The sequence below is a fragment of the Campylobacter sp. RM12642 genome, assembly GCF_020137635.1.
Taxonomy (GTDB): domain Bacteria; phylum Campylobacterota; class Campylobacteria; order Campylobacterales; family Campylobacteraceae; genus Campylobacter_E.
The window spans coordinates 21,985-38,228 of the sequence record NZ_JACGAT010000006.1; the positions used below are offsets into that span (position 1 = coordinate 21,985).

A 16,244-nucleotide genomic window follows, 5' to 3' on the forward strand; every position below is an offset into this window, starting at 1 on the left:
TTTTCTCCTTTATTTATAATTTATAATGCCTTGATGAGCTATAAAGCCATCTTTATTTATCCAAACATTTGCTTCGTTTTCACTAATTATTTTTGACTCAACGCAAAAACTACTAGGAGTGCAAACTGCGTGTAATCCTCTATAACTATATTTTGTGATTTTTTTATCTTTATGATTTTTTGCAAAACAACTAATCATCTTAGTAGCTAATAAAGGTCCGTGAATTACTAAGCCGCTATATCCTTCAACCATAGTAGCGTAAGGATAATCATAATGAATTTTATGCCCATTAAAAGTAAGTGCTGAATATCTAAATAATAAAGTAGAATCAGGGCAAAAACTTTCAGAAAAATCAGCTTCGCTTACAGGTTTGTTGCTAGTTAATTTTGGTGGAGTTGGCTCTTTATAAACTATATCTTGTTCTTCAATAATTTTTAAATCTTCATCTTGATAATATTTATGCTCTAAAGTAACAAAAATTAATTTTCCTGTATTTCCAATTTTTTCTTGAATATCTTTTATAGTAGTAATTTTAGTAGCGATTTTGCCTATAATCAACGCTGAATTAAAAGTAAATCTACCACCAGCCCACATACGATTAACATTTCCAAAACTAGGTAAAAAACTATCATCGCTTCCACCTAATTTAGGGTGTCCGTCTTTGCCTAATTTATCTTTACTTAAAGCCTTATTAAAAAAGCACCATTGCCATAAATAAGGTAATTCATCACCTAATTTTAAATCTTTATAATCAAGTGTTGCGACTATTTTTTCAACTTGAGTAAGACTTATTTCTTCTTTTATAATTTCTTGTTTGCCTATATAATTTTTAAATTCCATAATTTTCCCTTTCATAAATTAATTAATAACACCTAAAAACAATAACAAAAACCCAAATAACACAAGCAAAATAGGTAATATTAATAACCTAATAAATAAATATTTTCTTTCTTGCTCATCTTGTGTCCCTGCTAAAACCAATGCTCCACCTGATGAAAAACTTGAATACCCCGTAAATGTTGCAAATGTTGCGATAATAGAAAATGCCAAAGATGGCTCTAATACGCTAAGACTTGGAACAATAGGAAAAAATGTCGGCATTACAACGCCCATACTAGAAGCAAATGCACTCATTGAAGAAGATAAAACACCTAATAAATAATATATCCAGCTACTATCATTGCCACCTTGAGCGCTTAAAAAATTGCTTATTATTTGCATAGCACCAGTAGATTTTCCAAGTGCTATTAGCATAGTTAATGCACCAATCATAAAAATTAAATTCCAAGGTATATTTTTAAAAGCTTGTGTTTCATCTCCTATCTTAAATACAATAGCTAAAATAATTCCTAAGAATGAAACAAAAGTAGGATTAAAAAATATAGTCATTTTACTCATCAATAAATTTTCAGGTTGAAAAGATAAATAAATTGATGGAACCATAACCAAAGAAAATACAAATGTAACTATTAAAATCGTTTTAATTTGTATAGAATTTAGTTTTTCAGGTTTATCAATATTTGATGAATATACAACCTTATACCCCTTTAATAACACATATCCTAAAATAAAAATTAAAGTATGTGCTATAAACATATTTTTTCCAAGATTTAATTGCATAATTGCTGATTGTTCAGGTGTAAAACCTAAATTCTCAATTAGATTATAAGTAACCCTACCACCTAAAGTAAAAGGATTAAATCCCCCAGCACAAGAACCTGAATAAATTATAATAGCAGCTAAAATTTTATTCATTTTAATCTTATTAGCTATGTATAAAACTAATGGGCTCATAAAGGCAAATCCAGCATAATGTCCTGGTCCAATACCGACAAAAATTACAACAACAATATACAAAACAATAGGAATACTCCAAGGATAGTTTCTTACCCCATAAACTGCTTTTGAAGCTAGATTATTTAAAGTTCCATTATTTATGACAAAGCCATAAAAATAAGTAATAGAAACTAAGATAAAAAATAAATCAAGCCCCCATAATTTTACAATTTCACTAGGTTTTAAGCCATAAATATAAGCAGCAATAAAGCATAATACAATTGCAAAAATACCAATATTTGCTTTAAATAAATAGCCTAAAACTATTGACAATAATAAAAAAAATAAAATGATTAAGTTAATTTGTTCAATCATAAATCCTCCTTGCTTAAATACTATAAGAAAAGAAAATCATTAAGATTAATATAAGAATAAAATATAATAAAAATAAAAATCATTGTTACAATTTTACACAATTAATAATAATTTTTATCCTTTAATATATTTTCTTAAAAAATTATAATTATTTTATTAATTTGATATTTTGATTTTTTATTTAATTGAAAGAATATATTTAAAAGAATTTAAAACTAACTCGTTTTAAATTCTTAAAAGGTTATTTTTTTAATTCGTTAGCTTTATCGCAACCAATTGCTAAGCCAAAAGAACAAGCTAATTGATAGTAATAACCTGCTGCTTGAATGTTTTGAGAAGTTGAAGTGCCTTGTAATAAAACATTTGCAATATTTAAACAAGAGCTTGCATTTTTGTTAGTAATGCAGTTAGTTTGTTCGTCTTTTAAGCTAGGATTTAAAGCAGTTTGTAATGCAAGATTCATTAAATTGCTTTTTACAACTTCATTTTCTTGACTAACACAAGCACTAAAAACAAATAAAGAACTTGTAATTAAAATTAATTTTTTCATATAATCTCCTTAAAAAATCGCTAATTATATGCAAAATAACATAAATTTATATTAATTTTGTATGATAAATAAAATTTATTTTAAAGGCTTTTAAATGACATTTTCAGAAATTATTTTAAACTTACAAAAGTATTGGTGCGAGCAAGGTTGTGCTTTAATTCAGCCTTATGATTTTCCTGCAGGTGCAGGGACTTTTCATCCACAAACATTCTTAAAATCACTTGGAACAAAACCACATAATGTTTGTTATGTTGCTCCATCTCGCCGTCCAACTGATGGAAGATACGGAGAAAATCCAAATCGTTTAGGTGCTTATTATCAATTTCAAGTATTAATGAAACCAAGTCCAGCGAATATTCAAGATTTATATTTAAATAGCTTAAAAGTTTTAGGAATTGATTTAAATAAACACGATGTAAGATTTATAGAAGATAACTGGGAAAGCCCATCTTTAGGAGCTTGGGGGCTTGGCTGGGAAGTATGGCTTGATGGAATGGAAGTTACTCAATTTACTTATTTTCAACAAGTTGGTGGATTTTCTTGTGATTTAATTAGTGCAGAGATTACTTACGGACTTGAACGCTTAGCAATGTATATTCAAGATATTGATAATGTTTATGATATTAATTGGGGCGGTGGGCTAACTTATGCTGATGTTCATAAGCAAGGTGAGTTTGAATACTCTAAGTTTAATTTTGAATTAGCAAATGCTTCAAGACTTAAAGAAATGTTTGATATTTCATATAATGAAGCAAGAAGTGTGCTTGATAGTGGTTACTCACTACCTGCGTATGATTATTGTCTAATGTGTGCGCATTTATTTAATACCCTTGATGCTAGGGGTGCAATTAGCGTTACTCAAAGACAAGATTTTATGCTAAAAATAAGAGAACTTAGCAAAGATTGTGCTAGTGTGTATTTAAAAAGCCAAGAGAATTTAAAATAAATTATAATTTGCTTATTTTGGTTTATATTGATTTTTCAATATAAACCAAGTAAAAATATTAAAATCAAATTCCATAAACTAAAAAAATTGAATATTTAATTTTGTTACTTTTAGTAACAAATAAATGGTTAAAACAAAAGCAAACTCATCTTTTTCAATCTAAAATATTAAAATAAAATCACTATTTAAAATTAGGAGTTTAAAGGTGATTAGTAAGGTTTTAATAGCAAATAGGGGAGAAATTGCTGTTCGTATCATAAGAGCTTGTAGGGATTTGCATATTCAAAGTGTAGCTATCTATACAAAGCCTGATGAAGATTGTCTGCATGTAAAAATCGCAAGTGAAGCAAAATGTATAGGTGAAGATGCCATTAAAGGCTATTTAGACGCAAAAATAATAATCCAAACTGCAAAAGAATGTGGTGCTGATGCAATCCATCCTGGATATGGATTTTTAAGTGAAAATTATGAATTCGCAAAAATGGTAGAAGATGCAGGATTAATTTTCGTTGGACCAAAATCTCAAGTTATTAAAAATATGGGAAATAAAAATATAGCAAGAGAATTAATGCAACAAAACGGCATTCCAGTAGTTCCAGGAACAAAAGTATTAAATGAATGCAAAGAAGAAGAAATAAAAGAATTTGCCAAAAAAATTGGCTATCCTGTAATATTAAAAGCTAGTGGCGGTGGCGGTGGTCGTGGTATTAAAGAAGTCTGGAATGAAGATGAATTAATACCTGCATTTAATACTTGTAAAAGAGAAGCTAAAGCATATTTTAATAATGATGATGTCTTTATGGAAAAACTCATAGAAAATCCACGCCACATAGAATTTCAAATATTAGGCGATAATTATGGCAATATAATTCATTTATGCGAAAGAGATTGTTCTATTCAAAGACGCCATCAAAAAATAATAGAAATCGCACCTTGTCCATCAATAAGCGAGCATTTAAGAAAAAGTATGGGAGCTACTGCAGTAGCAGCTGCAAAAGCGGCTGGATATACTAATGCAGGAACGGTTGAGTTTTTGTTAGATGATTACAATAGATTTTATTTTATGGAGATGAATACTAGAATACAAGTTGAACACGGCGTTACAGAAGAGATAACAGGGGTTGATTTAATAGTAAGGCAATTAAGATATGCAGCAGGACAAATTCAAGAATTAGAACAAAGTGATATTAAATCAAATGGCTTTGCTATTGAAGCTAGAATTACTGCAGAAGATGCTAATAAGAATTTCATACCAACACCAGGAATGGTTACAGAATACTATCCTGCTTTAGGACCTTCAGTTAGAGTTGATAGCCATCTTTATAAAGGTTATAAAATCCCGCCATTTTATGACTCTTTAGTCGCAAAATTAGTTGTAAAAGCATCTAGTTATGATTTAGCGGTAAATAAATTAGAAAGAGCTTTAGAAGAATTTACAATAGAAGGCGTAAAAACAACAATTTCATTTTTAAAAACTATTGCAAAAAGTAAAGAATTTAGAAAAGGTATTTTTGATACGAGTTATATAAAAACAAATTTAGAAAAAATTCTAAGCAATATTGATGATAAAAATAAAAAAGATAAAGATGAAATAATCGCTTCAATTTGTGCGGCATTAAAAGATAAATTAAATTAAAGGAGAGAAAAATGGCTAAAAAATATATAGATATTATGGATACAAGTTTTCGTGATGGCTTTCAATCAGTTTATGGAGCTAGAGTTTTAATGAATGATTTTTTCCCAGCATTACAAGCTGCAAAAGAAGCTGGGATAAGGCATTTTGAATTTGGTGGCGGGGCAAGATTTCAAAGCCTTTATTTTTATACAAACGAAGACGCATTTACTATGATGGATAAATTCCGTGAAATTGTAGGAGATGGTATTAATCTTCAAACCCTTGCTCGTGGAGTAAATACCGTTACACTTGATACTGGTAGTCGTGAAATAATAGATTTACACGCAAAATTATTCGCAAAACACGGAACTACTACGATTAGAAATTTTGACGCTTTAAATGATGTTGAGAATTTAAAATATAGTGGCGAAAGAATAGTGCATTATGGTTTAAAACACGAAATTGTAATAACTATGATGGATTTACCAATAGGTTGCAAAGGCGCTCACGATACTAAGTTTTATGAAAAAACCTTAAAAGAAATTTTAAAAGCTAATATCCCATTTCATAGCATTTGTTTTAAAGACGCATCAGGGACAAGTAATCCACAAAAAGTATATGAAACAATAAAAATGGCTAGAAAACTTTTACCTGCAAATACTCACATTAGACTTCATACTCACGAAAGTGCAGGTGTTAGTGTAGCTTGTTATTTAGCAGCACTTGAAGCTGGTGTTGATGGAATTGACCTTGCAGCAGCTCCTGTTAGTGGTGGAACAAGTCAGCCTGATATTCTTACAATGTTACACGCTGTAAAAGGTAAAAATTATGATTTAGGTGGGCTTGAAGTTGAAAAAATCTTAAAATATGAAGAAGTATTTAAAGATTGTATGAAAGATTATTTTATGCCACCTGAAGCTATACAAGTTAGTCCATTAATACCGATTTCACCTATGCCAGGTGGAGCATTAACAGCGAATACTCAAATGATGAGAGATAATAATGTATTAGATAAATTCCCTGATACCATAAAAGCTATGAGCGAAGTGGTAAAAAAAGGTGGCTTTGGAACTAGCGTAACTCCTGTTAGTCAATTTTATTTCCAACAAGCATTTAATAATGTAATGTTTGGCGAATGGAAAAAAATCGCAGAAGGCTATGGCAAAATGGTTTTAGGCTATTTTGGAAAAACTCCTGTAGCACCAGATCCAAAAATAGTAAAACTTGCAAGTGAGCAATTAAATCTAAAACCAACAAAAGAAAAAGCAATAGATTTAGCCGACCTTGATGAAACTAAATCACTTAAATACATTGAAAAAATACTTAAAAAAGAAGGTATTTTAGTAACTGATGAAAATCTATTCATAGTTGCAGCTTGTAAAGAAAAAGGATTAGCATTTTTAAAAGGTGAAGCAAAAGTCAATGTTAGAAAAATTTCTCAAAATACTAAATCAAATTCTAACAATCTTTATTCAGTGCAAGTCAATGATAAAACCTATGATGTAGAAATTGAAAAAGACAAAATTTTAGTAAATGGCAATAGCTACGAAGTAAAAGTAAAAGAAAAAGAAAATACTTCAAAAATTATTGAAAAACAAGAAATTTCACAATCAATAGCTAATGATAAAAGCATTTTAGCCTCAATGTCAGGAAATGTGTTTAAAGTGCTTGTAAAAGCAGGAGATAAAGTAAAAGCAGGACAAGAATTATTTATTCTTGAAGCTATGAAAATGGAAGTTCCAATTGAAGCAACGAGTGATGGAATAATAGATAAAATACTTGTAAAACAAGGAGATAATGTAGAAGCTATGCAAATTTTAGCTAGTTTAAAATAAATTTTAGAATCTGTTTTTACAGATTCTAATATATCTTTAAGTTAATATTTTAAGTATTTTTTATATAAAAACTATGAGTTAATGCAACCGCCATTGCGTCGGTTATATCAAGTGGTTTTATTTCTTTATTGATTTTTAAAAGCTTTTTAACCATAAAAGCTACTTGTTCTTTCTCTGCTTTTGCTTTGCCTGTGATTGTTTTTTTAACTTGTAAAGCTGTATATTCACTAAAATTCCCATAAGTTTGTAAGATTTTAAGTAGCATTGCTCCACGAAATTGTGCGAGTTTTAAAACACTTTGCGGATTATAAGCAAAAAATATATTTTCAACCGCCACACTAGCATTTGGAACTTTTTTAAAAATCATTTCTAAAGCTTCGTTTAATTCTAAAATATTATCTATTAATTCTTTACTCTTAAATCTTATTAGACCTGCTTCTAAAAGAGTATTTGTGCTGCCATTTTTTTCTAAAAGGCAATATCCACAAAATCTAGTTCCTGGGTCAAATCCTAAAATTTTCATATGTGAAATCCTTGTGAAATTTAAAATTATTTTTTTATGAAATGCTTATTATTACGATAAATTTCTTAATGAAATAGAATTTCACATAAACTGATTTTTATAGAATTTCACGAAAATTTATAAGAATTTTAAAAATTACAATAAAAATTCATAAAAAAATTTCACTAAATTAAAGAATTTTTTAAAGAGCTTGTGAAATTTATGATGAAATATTGTAAATTGTTTGTATATTTTTGGTATATTTTTTCACTATTAAAAGCATTGATATATAGGTGTTTTAAATATTTTTAAACAAATATTACTAGATTTTCACATCATCAAAGGTAATAACAAAAAAGAGGAATAAATGTTAAATAAAATTCTAGAAGAATTAAAAGTATTAATTGGAGAAAATCAATATAAAAATTATTTTGAAATTTTACAAATTAATGAAAGCAAAAATAATGAAATAATTCTAAATGCACCTAATCAATTCATAGCTAAACATATTCAAACAAAATACCAAAGTATATTAGAAAAAATAGCAGAAAAAACAAATAGTAAAAAATATAAAATTACAATTCAAGTAAATAATGAAAAAATAAACAAACCACAAGAAACTCAACCAATAGTAGCTAAAAAACAAATTTCAATATTAAATCAAAGCCTTACTTTTGATAATTTCATAGTAGGACAAAGTAATGAGTTTGCTTATAGAATTTGTAAAGCAATAACAGATGAAAATAAATTTGGAAAAGACTTTAATCCAATTTTTATATATTCAAATACAGGTTTAGGAAAAACTCACTTATTACAAGCTAGTGGGCATGAATGTTTAGAACTTGGAAAAAAAGTAATATATAAAACTTCAAAAGGTTTTATGAAAGACTATCAAAATGCAATATTAGCAAATAAATTTGATAGTTTTAATAGTGAATATAAAGATTGTGATTTATTATTAATTGATGATATTCAGTTCTTAGGCACTACTGATAAAATACAAGAAGAATTCTTTCATATCTTTAATGATATAGTAGAAAGAAATGGTCAAATAATAATGACTTCAGATGTAGCTCCTATAAATTTAAATGGAATTGAAGATAGATTAAAATCAAGATTTAATAAAGGAGTTCTTGCAAATATTAGTGTCCCTGATATAGAAACCAAAAAAGCAATTATTAAGAAAAAAAGCCTTGTATATGATATAGAATTAAATGATGAAATGATTAATACTATTGCTAATTATATAGGTGAAAATGTAAGGGATTTAGAAGGAATTATAAATTATATTTACGCTTTTCAAAGTATAAGAAAACAAAAAATAACCTTAGATGATTTAAAAAATCAAATAAAAGAATACATTAAAGAAAATCAATCAAATATTGAAATTGAAGATATTTTTGATATAGTAAGTTCAGAATTAAATGTAAAAATAAGCGAAATAAAATCAAGTTCTAAAAAACAAGAAATAGTAAAAGCTAAAAGAATAGTTATATTTTTAACTAAAGAATTAATTTCAAATTCAGTAAGCCAAATAGCAACTCATTTTCAAATGAAAGACCATAGTGCTATTTCAAAACATATTAAAAAAATAAATGAAATGATATGTCTTGATGATGATTTTAGAAGCCTAGTAGAACATTTAAAAAATAAAATAATAAACTCAAAAAATAAAGATTATTAAATATAATAAAGCGAAAAAGGAAGAATATGGAAATACAAATAGACAAAAAGAGATTAGAAAATATAGCTTTAATAGTTAGCAATTATGTTGAGAAAAAAGATAATACAAGTTTAAATTCTAATATTTTATTATTAGCTTATAACAATGAATTAATTTTAAGAGCAAGTGATAGTGAAATAGGAATTGAATATAAAATCCAAGAATGTAATATCATAAATGAAGGACAAATTTTTATCAATGCTAAAAAATTAATTGATATTTTAAAAAGCCTTGATAATAGTGATATTAAAATCAAAAAATTAGAAAAATCTATCAAAATTACTCAAAATAAAACTAATTTTTCATTGCCAATAAATAGTGAAAATAATTTTTCTTTCTTAGAAGATGAAAATAGCAAAACACCTATTTTAATAAGTGCAAAAGAACTAAATATCGGCTTTAAAATGATTTTACCTGCTGTTGATAATAATGGTATTTCTTTTCAATTTAATTGCTGTTATATAGATATTTTAAAAGATAGCATTGTTTTTGTAGGAAGCGATTCTAAAAGAATTCACAAATATTCATTCATAGCTCAAAATGAATACGAACAAAGATTAATAATTACAAAAAAATCAGCTCAAGAACTACAAAAATTATTAAATGAAGAAGTAAGGGTTTATAAAACAAATAATTATTTAATCATTGAAAATGATAATTTTAAATTCTTTACAAAATTAGCAACTATTGATTTTTTAAGATATGTTGAAGTAATGCCACATAAATTACCTACAAATGAAATTATCATTAAAAACGAAGACTTTTTAAATGAAATAAAAAAACTAAGTGCAGTTTGCACAAAATGTCAAATAGAATTTGAAACCGGTAAAATCACATTTAAAAATAATGCTTTAAGTGATGATTTTAACGAAACAAATGCTACAAGTGAGCTAGAAACAAATATTACTATAGAAGATAAATTTGAAATAAATCTTACGAACAAACATATGATGGATTTTTTACATTTAAATGAAAATGAATATTTCACATTTAAATTCTATTCATCAGCAGCTCCTGTTGTTTTAGAAAGTAAAAATTTCTTATCACTAATATCAGCAAATAAAAACTAAGGATAAATAATGCAAGAAAATTATGCAGAAAGTAAAATTAAAGTATTAAAAGGACTAGAAGCAGTTAGAAAACGCCCTGGAATGTATATTGGCGATACTAACTTTAATGGTCTTCATCATATGGTTTATGAAGTAGTTGATAACTCTATTGATGAAGCTATGGCTGGCTTTTGTAATACTATTGATATTGAAATTACCAAAGAAGGTTCTTGTATAGTTACTGATAATGGTCGTGGAATTCCTGTTGGAATTCACCCAACTGAAAATATCTCAACTCTAACCGTTGTTTTAACCGTTCTTCACGCTGGTGGAAAATTTGATAAAGATACTTATAAGGTTAGTGGTGGTTTGCACGGCGTTGGTGTATCGGTTGTAAATGCACTTTCATCTAAATTAATTGCAACAGTTAAAAGAGATGGAAATACTCATAGACAAGAATTTTCTAAAGGTATTCCAACAAGTGAGCTAGAAATAATTAAAACAACTAATCGCACAGGAACTAGCATAGAGTTTTTCCCTGACCCTGAGATATTTGAAGTAGTTGAATTTGATTATGATACTTTAGCTAAGAGATTTCGTGAATTAGCATATCTAAATCCACAAATTACTATTAATTTTAAAGACCAAAGAAATGGTAAAAGCGAAACTTATCATTATGATGGTGGTATTTCTCAATTTGTAACTGATTTAAATAAAAAAGAAGCTGTTACAAATGTAATTGCATTTAATGATGAAGCAGAAGATGTAGTTGTAGATATTGCACTAATGTATAATGATACTTATAGTGAGACTTTATTTTCATTCGTAAATAACATTAAAACCGCAGATGGTGGAACTCACGAAGCAGGCTTTAGAATGGGGCTTACAAAAGTAATTACAAGTTATATTGAAGCAAATGCAGCCGCTAGAGAAAAAGATATAAAAATAACAGGCGAAGATACTAAAGAAGGGCTTATTGCAATAGTTAGTGTAAAAGTTCCTGAACCACAATTTGAAGGACAAACTAAAGGTAAATTAGGTAGTTCTTATGTTCGTGGTATAGTAAATAAAATTACAAACGATGCTTTAACTAAATTCTTTGAAGAAAATCCAAATGATGCTCGTGCTATTATGAATAAAGCTTTAATGGCTGCAAGAGGTCGTGAAGCAGCAAAAAAAGCAAGAGAATTAACTCGTAAAAAAGAAAGCATAAGTGTAGGGACTTTACCTGGAAAATTAGCTGATTGTTCTTCAAAAGACCCTGAAATTAGAGAAATATATTTAGTAGAGGGCGATAGTGCGGGTGGTTCTGCTAAACAAGGAAGAAATAGGGAATTTCAAGCGATTTTACCTTTAAAAGGAAAAATCTTAAATGTTGAAAAATCACACCTTGATAAAATCTTAAAATCTGATGAAATTAAAAATATGATTACGGCATTTGGTTGTGGAATAGGCGATGATTTTGATATAGAAAAATTAAGATACCATAAAATTATCATTATGACAGATGCTGATGTTGATGGTTCTCATATTCAAACTCTAATTCTTACATTTTTCTTTAGATTTATGCAAGAATTAATTAGAAATGGACATGTATATTTAGCTCAACCACCATTATATCGCTATAAAAAAGGTCAAAGAAAAGAAATATATTTAAAAGATGAAAAAGCTTTAAATGATTATTTGATTGAAACTGGAGTTGAGAATTTAGAATTTAGTGGAATTGGAACAAATGATTTAAAAGACTTCTTAAAGGTTGTAGCAGCTTATAGAAGTATTTTAAATGAGCTTAAAAAACGCTTTAATGTGATTGAATTAATTAGACATTATGTTGAAAATCCTGATATTTTAGCTCTTAATATGCAAGAAATTTTTAAAGTATCAAAAGAATTTTTAGAAGCAAAAGGATTTAATATATTAAATCATTATCTTAGTGAAGATGAGATTAAAATCTATGTTCAAACTCAAAATGGTTTAGAAGAAATAGTTGTAAATAATGATTTATTTTATAGTCCATATTTTGAAGAAGCTTCTTATATTTATAAAAAAATTGAAGAAAGAAATATTTTTAATGATAAAGATTTCTTAGAAGTTCTTGATGAAGTTGAAAAAAATGCTAAAAAAGGAACTTATATTCAGCGTTATAAAGGTCTTGGTGAGATGAACCCAGAACAATTATGGGAAACTACAATGGACCCTGAAAATCGCCGTTTAATTCAAATTAGTGTTGATGATTTTGATAGGGCTAGTGGAGTGTTTAATTTATTTATGGGAGATGAAGTTGAGCCTCGCCGTGAATATATTCAAGCACACGCTAAAGATGTAAAACACTTAGATATATGACAATTAGTAAAAAAATTGAAAGAAAAAATAGGCAAGATGCAGCTATTAAGCTCATTATGCCTTTATTACTATTAGTTTTTGCTTTTGTATATTTGCAAGAATTTAACGAAATAGTTTTTAAACCATTAGATATATTAGTAATTTTATGTTTTATATTTTTGTATTTTTATTATTTTGTTTTTGTAATTTATAAATCAGTAAAGCATAATGTAATTGATGAAAAAACTGGGACTTTATTACAAAGTGAATTTACAAAATATCTAAATAATGATGATTTTATAGTGTTTTTTACAATTTCTAATATAAACGAAATTAAATTAATGCTAGGGTTTAATAAAAGTGATAGATTATTGAAAAAATTAATTGATAAATTCTATGCGTGGGATGAAAATCTAATAATAGGTAGGATTACTACTGCTGATTTTATGATTTTAAGTAGTTCAAAGCATAAAACCTTGCAACACGAAATTAAAAAAATATTTTTAGAAATTAAAAGAGAAAGAATAGATGGAGTTGATTTTAAGTGTTATTATTCTATTATAAAATCAAGTATTAATTTTAATAAACTTTATTTAGAAGCACAAAATAGATTAAAAGATGATGTAGATGTAGCTACTGAAAATATCATTACTAATAGTGTTGTAAGCTCTATAAATAAGAGTGATTTTTTCTTAAAAATCCAAAGGCTAGAAGGCGAAGAAGAAATATATTATTTAAATTATAGGATTAATTCAGATTATCCAGAGAAAATATCTCAAGCAAAATTAGAAGAAATAATTATTAAAAATAATTTAGAATTTAATTATTATAAAAATCTTTTAGAACTTTTAGCGAAAGAATATCATTTTGATAATAGGATTATTATTAAAATATCTCCTGATTTTTTAAGGAATTTAAATTTCTTATTTTATTTAGGAGAATATTTTATTAAGCACCCTAATACAAATGGGAAAATTATTTTTGAATTTTTTGAAAATGATGTTTATTATGATATGCCAAGATTTGAAGAAATAATAAAAGAATATAGAGAAATTAATATCAATTTTGCCCTAAATCGTATAGGTTCGCCTAGTTCTTTAGAATATTTAAAACGATTAGAATTTGAATTTGGTATTTTTGATATTGAGTTTAATAAAAATGTAAAAAATGAAAAATATTTTATAATTTATGAAAATTTATTTAATTTATGTAAAAGCCTAAATATCAAAACTATTATGAGATTTATTGATAATAAAAATCTACTTGATTTAACAAAAGATATTAAATTTGATTATTATCAAGGCTTTTTATTTTATAAGGACAAAAATCTTAAGGAGATGAAATGAAAGAAAAATTAAAATACGGACAAAAAGAAATAAAAAAAATTAAAGGTAAAAAATTAGAGCGTTGGGAAAATAAGCAAAAAAATGATTATGTTATTAAAATAACTCTACCTGAATTTGCTTGTCTTTGCCCAAGAAGTGGTTATCCTGATTTTGCAACATTATATTTAGAATATATACCTAATAAATGGGTAGTTGAACTTAAAGCAATTAAACTTTATGTTAATTCATTTTATAACAAAAACATAAGCCACGAAGATAGTATAAATAAGATTTATAATACTCTTAAAAAGCGTTTAAAACCAAAATATATTAAATTAGTTGGAGATTTTAATCCTCGTGGTAATGTTCATACGGTGATTGAGTGCTGCTCTGATACGGAAATTAAAAAAGAAAAGAAAAAAGATAAAAAGGATAAATAATGATTAGCCCAGAGCTTGTTTTACATATTTTTAAGGCTGCTTCAATTTCAAGATGGAATGATTTTCCTAGAATTTGTAATTTAGTTGAACTTGATAAACAAGCTCATAAGGCTATTATTGCTTATTTTTTAGCAAAAAGTGAAAAAGACATTGATATGAGATTTTTACTTGATGCTATTGTTGTTGAGTTTATTTCTCGTGTAATAGTTACTGATATTCGTCCTGATGTATTAAATGAAATCAAAAAAACAAAACAAAAAGAATTAGATGAATGGATACAAAAACAATTTAGTTTAATCAATAAAAACGATGATTTTTTAAAAATTTTTAATAATTATTATAATGATAAAACTCATGAAAAAGAAAAATTTATTTTAAAAGCAGCAGGGTATTTATCAACTAGATATGAATTTTCATTCATATATCCAAATGTTAGTAATTATGAAGAAATTAAAGCTAAATTAGATGAAGAATTAGAAGATTATTTAGAAATTTTAGCAGTTCAAAAAATATCATTAAATCAAAAATTAGCTAAGGTAATTGATTTAAGTGGTCGTTTAAGATTTCAAAAGCGTTGGGCTCAAACTCCTAGAATTCCTGAAACAAGTGTTTTAGGACATATGTTAGTAGTAGCTGTTTTAAGCTATTTTTATTGTCTTAAAATAAAAGCTTGTGATACTAGATTTATTAGCAACTTCTTTTGTGCGATTTTTCACGATTTACCAGAAAGTCTTACAAGAGATATTATTACACCTGTTAAATACGGAATTGATGGGCTTAGTGAGATAATAAGTGATTATGAGCTTAAATTAATTGATGAAAAGATTTTACCTTTTGTGCCTAATAATATAAGAGCTGAATTTGCTTATCTTTTAGGAATTTATAATGAAGATGGTAAGATTAAAAAAGATGAATTTAAAAATAGAATAAATAAAGAAAATGTAAAAATTATTCAAAATCCTAACGATTATAATGAAGATTGTTTTAATACAATTGATGGAAAAATGCTTAAAGCTTGTGATAAAACTGGAGCTTTTTTAGAAGCAATCATTTCTAATTATTACGGCGTTAAATCTAAGGATTTAAAAAATGGTTATTCAAAGATTTTAAATGATTTTAAAGAAAATCCTAAAATTGGTGAAGTAAATTTTTATGAAATGTTAAAAGAATTTGAAGAGTTTTTTACAAACCCAAGCCAAGAGACTTGCGGCACACACTCATAAAAAGTGCTCTGCTATGTTCCCATCCTGAAGCTCTGCTTTTTACAAACATTGCACAAGGCTTGACTTGAGAAAACGCATTTTAAGATAAAATGACTTAATAGAGGGTAAATGAAATTAGATTTAATTTATATTTTTTTAGCGAATTTAAGAATTACTTTTATAGGAGTTAATAATTCTTTTGATTTAAGAGCTAAATTAATTTCTTGTATTGCAGGAGTTGTTAAAGATGAAAGACAAGATTTAAAGCGAAAAATAGAACAACTCTCAAAAGAAATCTATAAAAAAGAAATCAAAAGAAGAATATTTTTAGCGACCATTTATCAATATATAAAATATATTAAACAAGATACAATGGGAGTTGATAATATACTTAAAGGAATTAAAAAATTAACTAAACAAAATCCAAAACTAAAGCGAAAAATTAATTTCGTTCAACTTGATAGATTAGTATTGAAAAAATCAATTAAAGAAGGCGAAGAAGAAATTGAAGATTTCGCACAAATTAGGGTTTTAGAATTTTTAAAAAACGAAGTTATTTGATTGGTTATTAAAATTATATACAA

The 16,244-nt window shown here is 26.7% G+C and carries 12 protein-coding genes, 1 other RNA gene and 3 pseudogenes; 11 read left to right on the plus strand and 5 right to left on the minus strand.

Annotated features, from left to right (window positions below):
* Positions 1-9: 9 nt before the first annotated feature.
* From AVBRAN12642_RS03620 to AVBRAN12642_RS03630, 3 genes are all read right to left on the minus strand, one after another.
* Positions 10-840: a hypothetical protein gene (locus tag AVBRAN12642_RS03620; RefSeq protein WP_336607015.1), complete on the minus strand. Its 831-nt coding sequence runs from the start codon at positions 838-840 to the stop codon at positions 10-12.
* A gap of 18 nt (positions 841-858) precedes the next feature.
* Positions 859-2,148: an SLC13 family permease gene (locus AVBRAN12642_RS03625; RefSeq protein ID WP_214116450.1), complete on the minus strand. Its 1,290-nt coding sequence runs from the start codon at positions 2,146-2,148 to the stop codon at positions 859-861.
* 244 nt (positions 2,149-2,392) lie between these two features.
* A complete protein-coding gene (locus AVBRAN12642_RS03630; RefSeq protein WP_214116183.1) occupies positions 2,393-2,701 on the minus strand; it encodes an SEL1-like repeat protein in 309 nt (102 codons plus the stop codon).
* A gap of 94 nt (positions 2,702-2,795) precedes the next feature.
* Here AVBRAN12642_RS03630 and glyQ point away from each other — a divergent pair, with 94 nt between their 5' ends.
* The 4 genes and pseudogenes from glyQ to AVBRAN12642_RS09875 form a co-directional block, all read left to right on the plus strand.
* On the plus strand, positions 2,796-3,647 hold the full coding sequence (gene glyQ, locus AVBRAN12642_RS03635; RefSeq protein ID WP_214116180.1) for a glycine--tRNA ligase subunit alpha: 852 nt from the start codon (positions 2,796-2,798) through the stop codon (positions 3,645-3,647).
* Positions 3,648-3,852: 205 nt separating this feature from the next.
* Positions 3,853-5,283 (plus strand): acetyl-CoA carboxylase subunit A, encoded by a 1,431-nt coding sequence (locus AVBRAN12642_RS03640; RefSeq protein ID WP_336607956.1) that lies wholly within the window; start codon positions 3,853-3,855, stop codon positions 5,281-5,283.
* 11 nt (positions 5,284-5,294) lie between these two features.
* A pseudogene (locus AVBRAN12642_RS03645) lies at positions 5,295-6,777 on the plus strand (biotin attachment protein); the annotation flags it as partial.
* 137 nt (positions 6,778-6,914) lie between these two features.
* Positions 6,915-7,097 (plus strand): annotated as a pseudogene (locus AVBRAN12642_RS09875) (acetyl-CoA carboxylase biotin carboxyl carrier protein subunit); the annotation flags it as partial.
* A 49-nt stretch (positions 7,098-7,146) separates the two neighbouring features.
* On the opposite strand, the gene ruvC reads toward AVBRAN12642_RS09875, so the two are convergent.
* Positions 7,147-7,620 carry a crossover junction endodeoxyribonuclease RuvC gene (gene ruvC / locus AVBRAN12642_RS03650; RefSeq protein WP_214116175.1) on the minus strand — a complete coding sequence of 158 codons (474 nt, stop codon included), beginning with the start codon at positions 7,618-7,620 and terminating at the stop codon, positions 7,147-7,149.
* Between the two features lie 346 nt (positions 7,621-7,966).
* Between ruvC and dnaA the strand changes: the two genes are divergently transcribed.
* The 6 genes and pseudogenes from dnaA to AVBRAN12642_RS03680 all read left to right on the plus strand — a co-directional run.
* Positions 7,967-9,283 (plus strand): chromosomal replication initiator protein DnaA, encoded by a 1,317-nt coding sequence (gene dnaA, locus AVBRAN12642_RS03655; RefSeq protein ID WP_214116173.1) that lies wholly within the window; start codon positions 7,967-7,969, stop codon positions 9,281-9,283.
* A gap of 26 nt (positions 9,284-9,309) precedes the next feature.
* Positions 9,310-10,392, plus strand: a complete 1,083-nt coding sequence (gene dnaN / locus AVBRAN12642_RS03660) for a DNA polymerase III subunit beta (protein ID WP_214116171.1) — start codon at positions 9,310-9,312, stop codon at positions 10,390-10,392.
* A 9-nt stretch (positions 10,393-10,401) separates the two neighbouring features.
* Positions 10,402-12,714, plus strand: a complete 2,313-nt coding sequence (gene gyrB / locus AVBRAN12642_RS03665) for a DNA topoisomerase (ATP-hydrolyzing) subunit B (RefSeq protein ID WP_214116169.1) — start codon at positions 10,402-10,404, stop codon at positions 12,712-12,714.
* Positions 12,711-14,039 carry an EAL domain-containing protein gene (locus AVBRAN12642_RS03670; RefSeq protein ID WP_239803231.1) on the plus strand — a complete coding sequence of 443 codons (1,329 nt, stop codon included), beginning with the start codon at positions 12,711-12,713 and terminating at the stop codon, positions 14,037-14,039. The genes gyrB and AVBRAN12642_RS03670 overlap by 4 nt, the downstream gene beginning before the upstream one ends.
* Positions 14,036-14,458 (plus strand): preQ(1) synthase, encoded by a 423-nt coding sequence (gene queF / locus AVBRAN12642_RS03675; protein WP_214119961.1) that lies wholly within the window; start codon positions 14,036-14,038, stop codon positions 14,456-14,458. The genes AVBRAN12642_RS03670 and queF overlap by 4 nt, the downstream gene beginning before the upstream one ends.
* Positions 14,458-15,648, plus strand: a pseudogene (locus tag AVBRAN12642_RS03680) (HD domain-containing protein); the annotation flags it as partial. The gene queF and the pseudogene AVBRAN12642_RS03680, both read left to right, overlap by 1 nt.
* Here the strand turns inward: AVBRAN12642_RS03680 and ffs are convergent.
* Positions 15,649-15,746: signal recognition particle sRNA small type (gene ffs, locus AVBRAN12642_RS09880), an RNA gene on the minus strand.
* Between the two features lie 43 nt (positions 15,747-15,789).
* Between ffs and AVBRAN12642_RS03685 the strand changes: the two genes are divergently transcribed.
* Positions 15,790-16,221 (plus strand): hypothetical protein, encoded by a 432-nt coding sequence (locus AVBRAN12642_RS03685; RefSeq protein WP_214116160.1) that lies wholly within the window; start codon positions 15,790-15,792, stop codon positions 16,219-16,221.
* Positions 16,222-16,244: the final 23 nt, after the last annotated feature.

Coding starts and splice junctions, on each gene's coding strand:
- AVBRAN12642_RS03620 (WP_336607015.1), bottom strand. CDS start 840: ATGGAATTTAAAAATTATATAGGCAAACAAGAAATTATAAAAGAAGAA.
- AVBRAN12642_RS03630 (WP_214116183.1), bottom strand. CDS start 2,701: ATGAAAAAATTAATTTTAATTACAAGTTCTTTATTTGTTTTTAGTGCT.
- glyQ (WP_214116180.1), top strand. CDS start 2,796: ATGACATTTTCAGAAATTATTTTAAACTTACAAAAGTATTGGTGCGAG.
- ruvC (WP_214116175.1), bottom strand. CDS start 7,620: ATGAAAATTTTAGGATTTGACCCAGGAACTAGATTTTGTGGATATTGC.
- dnaA (WP_214116173.1), top strand. CDS start 7,967: ATGTTAAATAAAATTCTAGAAGAATTAAAAGTATTAATTGGAGAAAAT.
- dnaN (WP_214116171.1), top strand. CDS start 9,310: ATGGAAATACAAATAGACAAAAAGAGATTAGAAAATATAGCTTTAATA.
- gyrB (WP_214116169.1), top strand. CDS start 10,402: ATGCAAGAAAATTATGCAGAAAGTAAAATTAAAGTATTAAAAGGACTA.
- AVBRAN12642_RS03670 (WP_239803231.1), top strand. CDS start 12,711: ATGACAATTAGTAAAAAAATTGAAAGAAAAAATAGGCAAGATGCAGCT.
- queF (WP_214119961.1), top strand. CDS start 14,036: ATGAAAGAAAAATTAAAATACGGACAAAAAGAAATAAAAAAAATTAAA.
- AVBRAN12642_RS03685 (WP_214116160.1), top strand. CDS start 15,790: ATGAAATTAGATTTAATTTATATTTTTTTAGCGAATTTAAGAATTACT.